The organism is Citrobacter sp. Cpo069, from assembly GCF_030332785.1.
Classification (GTDB): Bacteria; Pseudomonadota; Gammaproteobacteria; order Enterobacterales; family Enterobacteriaceae; genus Citrobacter; species Citrobacter portucalensis.
Map to the genome: position 1 here is coordinate 33897 of NZ_JAOWHD010000056.1, position 13448 is coordinate 47344.

Sequence of the window (13448 nt, forward strand, 5' to 3'; positions counted from 1 at the left end):
TGCTCAGAGGCTTTTTATTGAATTATCCTCGCTTGCGCTTCCCCTCACCGCAGTGGTATTAACTGCATATGTCTCACTTTTATGTCATGAGTTCGCTATGAGTGCCATTACCTCCGTCGCGGCAACGCTGCGCCGAATTTCTGCCGATGATAACGCCGCCATTGCCCGTGTTATCCGCAAAGTTTCCGCTGAATACGGGCTTACCGCCGATAAGGGCTATACCGTTGCCGACCCTAATCTGGACGAACTGTTCCAGGTTTACAGCCAGCCGGGCGCGGCCTACTGGGTGGTTGAGCAAAATGGTGAAGTCGTGGGCGGCGGCGGCGTTGCGCCGTTAGGATGTAGTGAACCAGGCATTTGCGAGCTGCAAAAGATGTACTTCCTGTCGAGCGCGCGCGGTCAGGGGCTGGCGAAAAAGCTGGCATTGATGGCGCTCGAACATGCCCGCGAGCAGGGTTTTAAACAGTGCTATCTGGAGACCACAGCGTTTCTGACTGAGGCAATCCGCCTGTATGAGCATTTAGGCTTTGAGCATATCAGCGAAGCGCTGGGCTGTACCGGGCACGTGGATTGTGAAGTGCGGATGTTAAAGCCCCTCTGACCTTACGCCGAGAGGCTTTAGCCGCGTTACTGCATCTCGGTTGAGAGCATCAGTCGAATAACGCCAGCCGCGCGGGCGGTTGGCAGCTTCAGTACCTGTGACCAGAGATCCTGCACTATCTCACAGGCAATCTTCTCTTTGCCGATCGCTTTAGTCGGATCGGCCATGATCTGAATATCCGGCCCATAGCGCTGTACTAACCCAGGGCTTATTGCTTGCAGATCCTGCAACGCCAGCTGTTTCTCTTCTGCCGTGACCGTATGTTTGTTCGGACCATAGGCAGCACGCATCATACTCATATCACTCGCCATACGACGGTTCATGATCTCATGCGGAACCAGACGTGCCGGGTTAATCCCCCCTTTCACTGCCGGAAACAGAAAGCGGAAGCATTCGTCATCACCTATTTTGGCCACAGCAGCGATCTGCTCAAGGTTAATTTTCATATATTCAATGACATTGGCATCTGGCGCCTGCTGCAATCTTGCCATTTGTAACTGAAGAATTTGCGGCTGTATCGCGTCGATAACCTGCTGTTCGCTACTCCCTGCTTTCTTCATCTGCGCTGCCTGGCTGATAATTTTTTGTGTCAGCTCAGGTTCCTGCTCCTTAATCACCTGAAATGCCGGATTGGAGAGCATCGCCTTTTCAAACTGCTGCTCTTCGGTCAGACCATAATCCGGGCTTTCGCGTGGGATCAGGTAGTGCACATCAAACAGATTCCACGCGATAATCGCCACCACAAAAACCACCGCGCCGGAGATCTTGCCCAGCCAGCCTTTTTTGCGAAACATGCCGATGACGATAGCAATCACCGCCCCGATATAACCTGCCAACAATACGTGTGCCCAGTTCATTAACCATCCTTATGCCAAATCATCTCTGTTACGGGGATATATTTCCCCTTCGTGTGTTTTGATTATTACGGCAGCAGCGAGCGATTTCCAGCCACCAGATTTTGCTAACAGAAACAGGAAGGATTAAACCGCGCGGCGATGGACACCGCGCGTCAAAGAAAGGAATTAAGCTGGCACACCACTGTGAAAACGGAATTCATCGTCAGGAGAGGTGATCAACGCGGCTTCTACTTCGCCAAAAAACCGCACCCGGCTACTGATATCATCGGCTGAAACCTGCTGCGCCAGCGCCAGGTAATCCTGATAGTGCCGCGCCTCGGATCGCAGTAGCGACAGATAAAACGCCTGCAAATCGTCATCCAGATACGGTGCCAACGCGGCGAACCGTTCACAGGAACGCGCCTCAATATAAGCCCCGCAAATCAGTTTATCGATTAACGTCAGCGGCTCGTGGGTGCGTACCTCTTTGAGCATGCCTTTAGCGTAACGGCTGGCGGTAATCTTAATATAGGGAATGTTGCGGCTCATCATCGCCTCACGCACCTGCCAGAAGTGATGCAGCTCTTCTTTGATAAGCAAAACCATGCTGTCGATAAGCTTGCGTCCCCACGGGTCGTCGGTTTGCGGCATCACGCTTTTGCTTATCTGTTTATTCAGCGCGATAAAATCCGGCTCATCCCCTTCTCTGAAAGCAAACGCTTCATAGGGTTTCAGCCAGTCCAGCAGCGCCTGCGATCCCTGTTTATCTGCGACATACTTACGCACCAGCAGCATCGCCGTTTGCGCCGCTTTCAGCTCACAGACGAGGTGATCGGTCAATAACAGTGGGAGATTCGCCGGGTCTCGCGCTTTATCAAGCCAGGCCTGGGGCGTTTTACAGTGCAGGAAGTTGTGGATCGGGGAGAGTATTTGCAGGTAATCCATACATTGTCCTTGGCCTGCGGCAGCCTGGGCTACCGCAGGTCAGTTGATGACTTAGTGACGCACGCCGTCATCATCTTCGTCGACGAGGTCTTCATCGTCGCCGTCTTCACCTTCTTCACCGTTCGGGTCTTCAAAATAGGTGCCCCAACCGTCGTATTCCACATCATATTTTTCGGCCAGGTTCATCAGTTGCTCAACCTGAGCATCGATCAACTCCGCATTCAGTGCACATTCGCTCAGAATGTCACAGCAAATAACCGTGTCGCCTTCTTCCACTTCCAGCTCTTCCGGCTCGGTCACTTCATAACCCAGCTTGAAGGCTTCTACTGCCGCTTTTTCCAGGGTTTCGAAGTCATCCGCGGAAAGGTGATGCTCAATGGTGTACAGCGCGTCTGGATCGCTGCCATCTTCGAGTAACTCTTCAATAATCAAGCGCGTTTCTTCACGCTGTTCTTCCAGTAGTTCCGGGTTTGCCATGGCTCGTTCCTCATAATGTCCTGCCGATACTCTTATTGTCACATACCGCTGTCATTGCCTCCACCTTTCCAGGAAAGATTTGTTAAACAAGGTTGCAAATGAATAAACATCCATATAAATTGAATTTTAATTCAATAAATGGCCTAAGCCATGTGAGGGAACCATGTCTGCGTTTTATCAGAAACATTTTTTGAAACTGCTTGATTTCACCTCTGCTGAACTCACGTCACTGCTTCAGCTCGCCGCACAGCTGAAGGCTGATAAGAAAAACGGCACTGAAGCCGCAAAGCTCACCGGTAAAAACATCGCGCTCATCTTCGAAAAAGACTCAACCCGTACCCGTTGCTCTTTCGAAGTTGCCGCATACGATCAGGGCGCGCGCGTGACATATCTCGGGCCGAGCGGCAGCCAGATTGGCCATAAAGAGTCGATCAAAGACACCGCCCGCGTACTCGGCCGTATGTACGACGGTATTCAGTATCGGGGCCACGGTCAGGAGATTGTCGAGACGCTGGCGGAATATGCCGGAGTTCCGGTGTGGAACGGATTAACCAACGAGTTTCATCCCACCCAGCTGCTGGCGGATCTGTTAACTATGCATGAACACCTGCCGGGTAAAGCGTTTAATGAGATGACGCTGGTCTACACCGGTGATGCCCGCAACAATATGGGTAATTCCATGCTGGAAGCCGCCGCGTTAACCGGGCTGGATCTGCGTCTGGTCGCACCGCAGGCCTGCTGGCCGGAAGAAAGTCTGGTTGCGGAGTGCAAAGCGCTGGCACAGAAAAACGGCGGCAATATTACGCTGACCGAAGATGTCGCCACGGGCGTGAAAGACGCAGACTTCATCTATACCGACGTCTGGGTATCAATGGGCGAGGCAAAAGAGAAGTGGGCCGAACGTATTGCGCTGCTGCGTAAGTACCAGGTTAATAGCGCGATGATGGCGTTGACCGGCAATCCGCAGGTGAAATTCCTGCACTGCTTGCCCGCGTTTCATGACGATCAAACCACGCTTGGCAAACAAATGGCACAGGAATATGGTCTGCACGGTGGAATGGAAGTGACCGATGAGGTCTTTGAATCCCCCGCCAGTATCGTATTTGATCAGGCAGAAAACCGGATGCACACCATCAAAGCGGTGATGGTGGCGACGCTGGCGAAGTAAGAGCATGGATGAAAAGAATGCCGGATGGCGATGCTAAGCATCTTATCCGGCCTACAATAGCGCTCCCGTAGGCCGGGCAAGGCGAAGCCGCCCCCCGGCAAATACGCTTATGCCACCCGCATTTTCACCACGGCTTTGCGTACCAGCGCTGGTGCACCGACCGCGCACAGCGGTTTATGCACTTCGCCCGGATAGAACACCACGAAATCACCTTCGTTCAGCACCACCGTTTTCTCCTGTCCCCCTTCCGGCAGGAAGGCGATATCTTTATCCGCCAGCCAGTCAGTTTCCGGCGCGCCCGCAGGCTGCGTGCTGAAGGTCATGCCTTCCTGACCTTTGAGCAGGATCTGAATATCCAGATAGCGCGCGTGATACTCAGCGCGGCGCTGTGCAAACGGCTCCGTCATATCTTCAGCAATCAGATAAAACAGACGATCGCCGTCGATGTCGTGCTTACCCTTTTCCGTCGCATCCGTCACATGCGCTTTAATGTGTTCAATCGCCTGACGCAGCTCTTCCGGCAGCCAGGCATACAGGTTGTGAATATTGCCGACAATCATCTCAAACCCCTTAATTAAAACATCGTTTCATTTTAGTTGTTATACGAAAAAACGGTCTGCCATACTACTGCTATTTGCCGATATTTTGCGTCAACGCATGTTTATCTCATTGTTGCTGTTTGGCATTCAGGGTGAATGAATATTCATGAGAATCGTTTGCGATGAATAATTTGTGAATTTTTCGCTTGATCCCATAACGGAGCTGAGTATAATCGCGGACAATTTGCCGGGAGGATGTATGGTTCAGTGTGTACGACATTTTGTCTTACCGCGTCTGAAAAAGGACGCTGGCCTGCCGTTTTTCTTTCCGTTGATCACCCATTCCGAGCCCCTCAATTGAGGGGCTTTTTTTTTGCCCAGGCGTCAGGAGATAAACATGGCTAACCCGCTCTATCAAAAACACATCATTTCCATAAACGACCTCAGCCGCGATGACCTCAATCTGGTCCTCGCAACAGCGGCGAAATTAAAAGCTAACCCACAGCCGGAGCTGTTAAAGCATAAGGTTATCGCCAGCTGCTTCTTTGAAGCCTCAACCCGCACCCGTTTATCCTTTGAAACCTCCATGCATCGCCTGGGCGCCAGCGTGGTGGGTTTCTCTGACAGCAGCAATACCTCTCTGGGCAAAAAAGGTGAAACGCTGGCCGACACTATTTCCGTCATCAGCACCTATGTCGACGCCATCGTAATGCGCCATCCGCAGGAAGGCGCCGCGCGTCTGGCTACGGAGTTCTCCGGTAACGTTCCGGTACTGAACGCAGGCGACGGCTCCAACCAACATCCCACCCAAACGCTGCTGGATCTGTTCACCATTCAGGAAACTCAGGGTCGCCTGGACAATCTGCACATCGCCATGGTGGGTGACCTGAAATATGGCCGCACCGTCCATTCCCTGACCCAGGCGCTGGCGAAGTTCGAAGGTAACCGTTTCTACTTCATCGCCCCGGACGCGTTGGCGATGCCGCAATACATTCTGGATATGTTGAATGAAAAAGGTATCGCCTGGAGCCTGCACGGCACTATTGAAGAGGTGATGGCGGAGGTCGATATCCTCTACATGACCCGCGTACAAAAAGAGCGTCTGGACCCGTCCGAATACGCCAACGTGAAAGCGCAGTTTGTTCTGCGCGCCAGCGATCTGAACGGCGCCAGAGCAAACATGAGGGTACTGCATCCGCTGCCGCGTATCGATGAGATCACCACCGACGTCGACAAGACGCCGCACGCCTGGTATTTCCAGCAGGCTGGCAACGGCATCTTCGCCCGCCAGGCGTTACTGGCACTGGTACTGAATAGCGAACTGGCACTGTAAGGGAGAAAAAGAGATGACACACGATAACAAACTGCAGGTTGAAGCCATCAAACGTGGCACCGTGATTGACCATATTCCCGCACAGGTTGGTTTTAAGCTGCTGACGCTGTTCAAACTGACGGAAACCGACCAGCGTATCACCATCGGTCTGAACCTGCCGTCAGGCGAGATGGGCCGTAAGGACCTGATTAAAATTGAAAACACGTTCCTGACCGATGAGCAGGTAAACCAGCTCTCCCTGTACGCCCCGCAGGCAACGGTAAACCGCATTGACGATTACGACGTGGTGGGTAAATCTCGTCCGAGCCTGCCTGAGCGTATCGACAATGTACTGGTTTGCCCGAACAGCAACTGTATCAGCCATGCTGAGCCGGTTTCCTCCAGTTTTGCAGTGAAAAAGCGTGCCGATGACATCGCACTCAAATGCAAATACTGTGAAAAAGAGTTTTCGCATTATGTGGTGCTGGCCAACTAATTGGGGTTGGTTATGAGATCCCGGCTCCCTATAATGAGCGGGAACATTCTACTACCGCTGTAATTCAGGAGAAATCATGAGCAAGACTATCGCGACGGAAAATGCACCAGCAGCAATCGGCCCATACGTTCAGGGCGTTGACCTGGGTAGCATGGTAATCACTTCCGGTCAGATCCCGGTCGATCCGAAAACCGGTGCCGTAGCGGAAGACGTGTCCGCTCAGGCACGTCAGTCGCTGGAAAACGTAAAAGCTATCGTTGAAGCAGCAGGCCTGAAAGTGGGCGACATCGTAAAAACGACCGTCTTCGTAAAAGACCTGAACGATTTCGCAACTGTAAACGCGACCTACGAAGCGTTCTTCACCGAACACAACGCGACCTTCCCTGCGCGTTCTTGCGTAGAAGTTGCCCGTCTGCCGAAAGACGTGAAAATCGAGATTGAAGCGATCGCCGTTCGTCGCTGATTTCTAGCGTAAAGATAATCCAGGCGACGTTCTGGATTATCTCAAGGTTGACCGCGCCATGGAGGGCCGGTAATGACAAAAGCTCGTTTTACCGCAGAACAAATCGCCGATTTTCTTCAGCAGTCTAAAAACGGCGTATCCAATAAGGTATTATGTGAAAAATACGAATTTAGCGTCAGCACGCTCCGTCGCTGGCAGGAGCAGCACGCCGAAGGCATCCGCCGTGAGTTAAAACAATTAGAATCGACGGGCGCAATCGTATTCTTGTTCTTTTTCATTTCGGCCACATTACTCGCCATTATGTTCTCTAAATCCCTCTCCGCATGTGTGATGTTCTTTTTCCTCGCGTACTGCGTTGGCTACATCCGTCAATTTCGCAAGATATCTGCAAAACACATCCAAGAAGAAAATATCTTTCTCGCCCGCTCCGGACGTGGAGCGAGAAATGCGTTTTATCATTTCAGTTGGGCCTACATTGCTCTTTTTGTCTTTGCCGTTGGGTATATAATTGTGCGCATGGTCTGAAAGATTATCGGCCTGGCGAAGCATAGTTTGTAGGCCCGGTAAGCGCGAGCGCCACCGGGCATTTATCACATCACGCCAAACAGTTTCGGCAGGAACAGCGAAATCGCCGGAATGTACGTCACGAGCATCAGCACCAGGAATAGCACGAGGTAGAACGGCAGCATCGCCTTCACCACCTGCTCTATTTTCTGTTTACTCACCGCACTGGCCACAAACAGCACCGACCCTACCGGCGGCGTAATCAGGCCGATCCCTAAGTTCACCAGCATGATCATGCCAAAATGAACCGGATCAATGCCGAGCGCGTTGGTCACCGGCAGCAGAACCGGCGTCAGAATGAGGATCAGCGGTGCCATATCCATCAGCGTACCGATCAGCAGCAGCATGATGTTAATACACATCAGGATGACGTATTTGTTGTCCGAGATGCTGGTGAAGGCTTCAGTGATACGCATCGGCAACTGCATATAAGTCATGACAGCACCGAACGCGGCGGCAAAGCCTATCAGGATCATGACGATAGTGACCGTTTTCACCGTGCGGAACATCAGCTTCGGCAGCTCAGACCATTTATAGTCACGATAGATAAACATGGTGACAAAGAAGGCCCACAGGCAGGCAATTGCCGCAGACTCCGTCGCGGTAAAGATACCTGACAGGATACCGCCCATGATGATCACAACGGTCATCAGGCCCCACAGCGTATCAACGAAAATCTTCAGCGCCTGGCGAAACGGTACACGTTCTCCTTTTGGATAACCGCGCTTGTGCGCAAAAGCCACGCACATCACCATCAGGCTGAGGCTTAACAGCAGCCCCGGCAGGATCCCGGCGATGAACAGCGCGGCAATCGACACCGTGCCACCGGTTGCCAGCGAGTAGATAACCGAGTTATGGCTGGGCGGCGTAAGAATCGCCTGCACCGAACCGCTGGCAGTTACCGCTGCGGCAAAGTCACGCGGATAACCTTTTTTATCCATCTCCGGGATCATTACCGAACCAATGGACGCGGTATCAGCCACCGACGATCCGGAAATGGCGCCAAAAAAGGTTGATGCCACAATGTTTACCAGCGACAGTCCGCCGCGGATAAAACCAACAAAAATATAGGCAAAGTTCACCAGTCGCCGCGCAATTCCCCCTTCGGCCATAATAGCCCCGGCCAGAATAAAGAATGGGATCGCTAACAGAGAGAATTTGTTCACCCCGCTGGTCAGTTGGATCATTACCGCTTCCAGCGGAATATCTATGTACCAGGCCCCAATGATGGCGCTAATGCCAACTGCGTACGCTACCGGTACCCCAATCGCCAGCATAATGCCGAGCGTAAAGACGAGAATAAATGCATCCATCTGCTTTCCTTTCTGAAATGGGGGCGGTAACTAGCTGGTCGATCCCAGCATGACAACGGGACGTTGGTACTGCGGACCACGGAAAATCTTTTCAGCGATAAACAGCAGCGTTATGGCAGAGCCTATCGGCAACGGAAGATAGTTTTGCCCGGCGCTTAAAAGCGGGAATTCCGCCACGGGCTGGTCCCACAGTTCAAGACAGAGATTGGTTCCGTACCAGAGGATAAACAGGCTTATCGCCACCAACATAACGTCTGCGATTACCGAGCAATAACGGCGGGAAGCATCCCCCAGACGGTCAATCACCATGCTCACCGCGATATGCGAGCCTGCACGATAGCTCACCGCCGCGCCAATAAAGGTGAATGTCACCATACAGAGAATAGCAACGGGTTCAGGCCATGACAGGGCGTTATTCAGAACATAACGCGCGAATATGCCAATGGGGATAATGGCGACCATGACCAATAATGCGATACCGGCAATCCACATTGACACTCGATAAAGAAAATCCATTACCGATGAATAGCATTCACCCATAATTATCACCTCGAATTAATCAAAAGATTCAGGCGGAGGGTTGATATCCTCCACCTGATGAATTACTTCACATCCTGAATACGTTTGATCAAATCCTGGTGGTCTTTACCGTAATTATCCCGCACTGACTGCGTGGCTTTATAGAAATAGTCCGTATCAATATCGTGGAACTGAACGCCGTTGGCTTTCATGGTCTCCAGTGATTTCGCATTATAATCCTGCCAAAGTTTTCGTTGCTCTATCTGTGCTTCTTTGGCGAGTTTAATAATGAGATCCTGATCTTCTTTTTTCAACTTATCCCATTTAGCTTTCGAAAACAGAAAAAGCTCAGGAATAATAAAGTGTTTGCTCCAGGTATAGTTTTTCACGACCGGTAAATAGTTATGCGCAACAAACGTTGGCGGGTTATTTTCCGTGCCATCAATAACGCCGGTCTGCATGCCGCTAAATACTTCACTGACGCCCATGACAACGGAGTTAGCGCCCATCGCTTTCAGGGTATCCAGCGCTATCGGACTTCCTTGGACGCGGATTTTCATACCGTGTAAATCCTCCGGTTTCACCACCGGATTTTTGGTGATCAGGTTACGCGTGCCGGCATCCATCCAGCCGAGAAACACCAGCCGCGATTTGGTATTAGCCGTCAGACGGTCGCCAATCTCCTGACCGATCATGCCGTCGAGAACCTTATGCAGATGGTCCTCATCGCGGAAAATATATGGCAGGGTAAACACGTTAATTTCAGGGAGAATGGCGGCAACAGGCGTCATTGAGACACGAATAATATCGATAGCGCCTAATTGCGCCTGTTCAATCATCTGTTTTTCATCGCCTAACACGCCACCAGGAAATGTTTTAATCTCCAGACGCCCGTCGGTCGCGGCGCTAAGTTTTTCCCCCATATGTTTCACTGCAACAACGTTCGGGTAATCAGCCGGATGCACATCTGCGGCGCGAAAAGTTTGTGCCAGCGTTGCATGACTCATCAGTAATACAGACGCGCCAATACATAGACTTAACAGGTTTTTTGTCAGTTTCATTTGTCCTTCTCCAGAAGTTCATAATATCCATTAACAGGAATAGCTTGCAGAGCAAATGACTGCCGGAATTAAAAACGGGCAGCGAGAAACTTTCTTAACGACGTTACCTGCGCAGACTAACTGGTGTAACAATTTATTTCGATGACTGCGTTCACAAAAAATCGCAGACGCTTAAAATTTTTAGCACGCTGTTTCATTTTTGCAATGCAGATCGTTTTATTGATAAAAAAACAACGCAAGGAAGGCGATTTGATACTAATAACACCCGTTAGCATTTCAATAAAAATAAAACACTAATGTTGCGAGGTAATATCTTCGAATGAAAATGAGGAATGCAGGATGGTATTAACACCATCCTGCTGAGGCGTTTGATGTTTACTGCCAGCCGTAGCGACGGCTATAAAAACCTTTCACTAATTGAGTCAATGTCATGTAACCCGCCAGAATCGCAATCAGCCACGGGAAGTAGCTCAGCGGTAATGCCTGCAATTGCAGATAGCTGGCCAGCGGCGAGAACGGTAATGCAATGCCGACGACCATCACCACCAGCGTCATCAACATCAGCGGCCACGCGGCGCGGCTCTGGATGAACGGCACACGACGGGTACGGATCATATGCACAATCAACGTTTGCGACAGCAGGCCCACCACGAACCAGCCAGACTGGAACAACGTCTGATGTTCAGGCGTATTGGCATGGAAGACGAACCACATCAGGCAAAAGGTCAGAATGTCAAAGATCGAGCTGATCGGTCCAAAGAAGATCATAAAGCGGCCCAATTCGCTGGGATTCCAGCGCTGCGGCTTTTTGATCTGCTCTTCGTCGACGTTATCAAACGGAATCGCCACCTGGGATACATCGTACAGCAGGTTCTGAATCAGTAAGTGCAGCGGTAACATCGGCAGGAACGGTAAGAAGGCGCTCGCCACCAGCACGCTAAACACGTTACCGAAGTTTGAACTGGCCGTCATTTTGATGTACTTCAGCATGTTAGAGAAGGTACGGCGTCCTTCAATCACCCCTTCTTCCAGCACCATCAGGCTCTTTTCCAGCAGGATGATATCCGCCGCTTCACGTGCAATATCAACCGCGCCGTCAACGGAGATACCAATGTCCGCCGCGCGCAGCGCCGGGGCATCGTTTATACCATCGCCCATAAAGCCGACCACATGGCCTTCGCGCTTGAGCAGCGTGACAATGCGCTCTTTGTGCATTGGCGTCAGACGGGCAAACAGCGTGGTGCGCTGAGCAAGCCGAGCCAGCTCATCATCGCTTAACCCTTCAATGCTGCTACCGATAACCACATCGCCCGCATCCAGGCCCACTTCATGACACACTTTTGCCGCCACCAATTCGCTATCGCCAGTGAGGATTTTCACCGTAATGCCGCTGGCTTTCAGCGCTTTAAGCGCAGGTGCGGTGGTCTCTTTCGGCGGATCGAGGAACGCAATATAGCCTTCGAGGATCAGATCTGATTCATCAATACGCTGGTAATCACCTTCACGCGCTGGCAGGTATTTCGTCGCCACCGCCACCACGCGCAGCCCCTGGCGGTTCAGCGTGTCCGTAACGCGTTTCACCCGACGCAGCATGTTGTCATCTAACGGGACTATCTCACCGTTGTGACGCACCTGGGTACATACGCTGAGGATCTCCTGTAGCGCCCCTTTACAGACCAGCTGGTGCACATCGGTTTCTTCTGCCACCACTACCGACATGCGGCGACGTTCAAAATCAAACGGGATCTCATCGATTTTCTGCCAGCGAGTCGAGAGCTGGCGGGCTGATTCTTCGTCCACACCTTCCAGCACCGCCGTATCCAGCAGATTCTTCAGCCCGGTCTGATAATGGCTGTTCAGCCACGCAGAATGCAGGACATGTTCGCTGGGCTTTCCAGAGATATCCGTATGATTCTCAAGTACAATTTTATCCTGAGTCAGGGTGCCGGTTTTATCGGTGCACAGGATATCCATCGCGCCAAAGTTCTGGATAGCGTCGAGGTGTTTAACGATAACCTTTTGTTTTGACAGCTTCACCGCCCCACGTGCCAGCGTCGAAGTGACGATCATCGGCAGCATTTCCGGTGTCAGTCCCACCGCCACAGACAGGGCAAACAGCGCCGCTTCCCACCAGTCACCTTTGGTGTAGCCGTTGATGATAAGCACGATGGGCGCCATCACCAGCATAAAGCGGATCAGCAGCATGCTGACGCGGCTGATCCCTTTCTGGAAGGCATTCTGCTCGCTTTCCTGCTCGCTGACGCGACCGGCCAGTTGCCCAAACCAGGTATTGGCTCCGGTTGAAATCACGATGGCCTGCGCCGTGCCGCTCACCACGTTGGTGCCCATAAAGCACAGGGTATCGCATTCCAGCGGGTTGCTTTGCTGCGGATCGCGACTGGTTGCCACTTTCTCCACCGGCAGCGATTCACCGGTCAGCGAAGCCTGGGCGACGAACAGGTCACGAGCCTGTACCACGCGCAGATCGGCCGGGATCATATCCCCTGCCGCCAGCTTGATGACATCGCCGGGAACCAACTGGTCGATCGGCAGTTCAACCCAGCCGTTCTCCCCTTTCTCGTTGATAACGCGCAGCACCGTGGCGGTGTTGCTGACCATCGCTTTCAGCGCATCAGCCGCTTTGGTGGAACGCGCCTCTTGCACAAAATTCAGCAGCGTAGAGATGACGACCATCAGGGCGATGACGCCAGCGGCAAACAGATCTTCGGTGGCATAGGAAATCGCCCCGAGAATGGTCAGCAGTATATTAAACGGGTTGCGATAGCAGACCCACAGATGCACCCACCAGGGTGACGGCTTCTGCGCTGGCAACTGGTTCTCGCCATGAATTTCACGGGCGTTCTCGACTTCTGCGGCGTTTAAGCCTTCCGGATGAGCGCCGAACGTTTTCCACAGCGCGTCTTCGTCCATCAGCGCCATTTTCAGGCAATGTTCGCTCAGCGATGGCGGGATCGGTGTGCTGGCAACGGTCTGAGCATTCGGCAACGGATCGCGATGCACCAGACGATGTGGTAAATGGCGGCTTAGCCGGGCAAACAGCTGGCGAGTCATATTTTTGAACATAGGCAGTCCCTCTGCACCAGTATAAACAGGCGCAGTAAATCCTTCAGGCGTGGCAAAGCCTTGCCTGGTG

16 protein-coding genes are annotated in these 13448 nt (G+C 52.1%); 8 read left to right on the top strand and 8 right to left on the bottom strand.

What is annotated here, in order from left to right:
• The first annotated feature begins 97 nt into the window (after positions 1-97).
• The gene (locus OGY08_RS14670; protein WP_003830259.1) at positions 98-601 is read left to right on the top strand and encodes a GNAT family N-acetyltransferase; all 504 of its coding nucleotides are present in this window, start codon (positions 98-100) and stop codon (positions 599-601) included.
• 26 nt (positions 602-627) lie between these two features.
• On the opposite strand, the gene OGY08_RS14675 is transcribed toward OGY08_RS14670, so the two are convergent.
• The 3 genes from OGY08_RS14675 to rraB all read right to left on the bottom strand — a co-directional run bounded on the left by OGY08_RS14675 (position 628) and on the right by rraB (position 2859).
• Complete coding sequence (locus tag OGY08_RS14675) at positions 628-1458, bottom strand: topoisomerase II (protein ID WP_125363022.1); 831 nt, start codon at positions 1456-1458, stop codon at positions 628-630.
• Between the two features lie 165 nt (positions 1459-1623).
• Entirely contained in the window at positions 1624-2382 is a 759-nt protein-coding gene (gene miaE, locus OGY08_RS14680) for a tRNA isopentenyl-2-thiomethyl-A-37 hydroxylase MiaE (RefSeq protein ID WP_008786061.1), read from the bottom strand.
• Between the two features lie 51 nt (positions 2383-2433).
• Complete coding sequence (gene rraB, locus OGY08_RS14685) at positions 2434-2859, bottom strand: ribonuclease E inhibitor RraB (RefSeq protein ID WP_003025845.1); 426 nt, start codon at positions 2857-2859, stop codon at positions 2434-2436.
• 98 nt (positions 2860-2957) lie between these two features.
• Here rraB and argL point away from each other — a divergent pair, with 98 nt between their 5' ends.
• Both argL and argF read left to right on the top strand, forming a co-directional pair.
• Positions 2958-3053, top strand: a complete 96-nt coding sequence (gene argL, locus OGY08_RS25320; protein ID WP_370867251.1) for a putative translational regulatory protein ArgL — start codon at positions 2958-2960, stop codon at positions 3051-3053.
• Positions 3023-4027: an ornithine carbamoyltransferase gene (argF, locus tag OGY08_RS14690; RefSeq protein WP_125363020.1), complete on the top strand. Its 1005-nt coding sequence runs from the start codon at positions 3023-3025 to the stop codon at positions 4025-4027. Before argL ends, argF begins: the two co-directional genes overlap by 31 nt.
• Before the next feature lie 107 nt (positions 4028-4134).
• On the opposite strand, the gene OGY08_RS14695 is transcribed toward argF, so the two are convergent.
• A complete protein-coding gene (locus OGY08_RS14695) occupies positions 4135-4587 on the bottom strand; it encodes a YhcH/YjgK/YiaL family protein (protein WP_125363019.1) in 453 nt (150 codons plus the stop codon).
• Positions 4588-4825: 238 nt separating this feature from the next.
• Between OGY08_RS14695 and pyrL the strand changes: the two genes are divergently transcribed.
• The 5 genes from pyrL to OGY08_RS14720 all read left to right on the top strand — a co-directional run bounded on the left by pyrL (position 4826) and on the right by OGY08_RS14720 (position 7362).
• Positions 4826-4927 (top strand): pyr operon leader peptide, encoded by a 102-nt coding sequence (pyrL, locus tag OGY08_RS14700; protein ID WP_003025819.1) that lies wholly within the window; start codon positions 4826-4828, stop codon positions 4925-4927.
• A gap of 36 nt (positions 4928-4963) precedes the next feature.
• Positions 4964-5899 (top strand): aspartate carbamoyltransferase, encoded by a 936-nt coding sequence (gene pyrB, locus OGY08_RS14705; RefSeq protein WP_125363018.1) that lies wholly within the window; start codon positions 4964-4966, stop codon positions 5897-5899.
• Positions 5900-5912: 13 nt separating this feature from the next.
• The gene (gene pyrI / locus OGY08_RS14710; protein WP_003025816.1) at positions 5913-6374 is read left to right on the top strand and encodes an aspartate carbamoyltransferase regulatory subunit; all 462 of its coding nucleotides are present in this window, start codon (positions 5913-5915) and stop codon (positions 6372-6374) included.
• 76 nt (positions 6375-6450) lie between these two features.
• A complete protein-coding gene (ridA, locus tag OGY08_RS14715) occupies positions 6451-6837 on the top strand; it encodes a 2-iminobutanoate/2-iminopropanoate deaminase (protein ID WP_000047544.1) in 387 nt (128 codons plus the stop codon).
• A 72-nt stretch (positions 6838-6909) separates the two neighbouring features.
• Complete coding sequence (locus tag OGY08_RS14720; RefSeq protein WP_008786057.1) at positions 6910-7362, top strand: transposase; 453 nt, start codon at positions 6910-6912, stop codon at positions 7360-7362.
• 65 nt (positions 7363-7427) lie between these two features.
• Here OGY08_RS14720 and OGY08_RS14725 read toward each other — a convergent pair whose 3' ends face one another.
• The 4 genes from OGY08_RS14725 to mgtA form a co-directional block, all read right to left on the bottom strand.
• On the bottom strand, positions 7428-8714 hold the full coding sequence (locus tag OGY08_RS14725; RefSeq protein ID WP_003830349.1) for a TRAP transporter large permease: 1287 nt from the start codon (positions 8712-8714) through the stop codon (positions 7428-7430).
• Positions 8715-8744: 30 nt separating this feature from the next.
• Positions 8745-9254, bottom strand: coding sequence for a TRAP transporter small permease (locus OGY08_RS14730; RefSeq protein ID WP_020996255.1), 510 nt, complete (start codon positions 9252-9254; stop codon positions 8745-8747).
• Positions 9255-9316: 62 nt separating this feature from the next.
• The gene (locus tag OGY08_RS14735) at positions 9317-10294 is read right to left on the bottom strand and encodes a TRAP transporter substrate-binding protein (RefSeq protein WP_008786055.1); all 978 of its coding nucleotides are present in this window, start codon (positions 10292-10294) and stop codon (positions 9317-9319) included.
• 375 nt (positions 10295-10669) lie between these two features.
• Positions 10670-13378 carry a magnesium-translocating P-type ATPase gene (gene mgtA / locus OGY08_RS14740; protein ID WP_032942195.1) on the bottom strand — a complete coding sequence of 903 codons (2709 nt, stop codon included), beginning with the start codon at positions 13376-13378 and terminating at the stop codon, positions 10670-10672.
• Positions 13379-13448 lie beyond the last annotated feature (70 nt).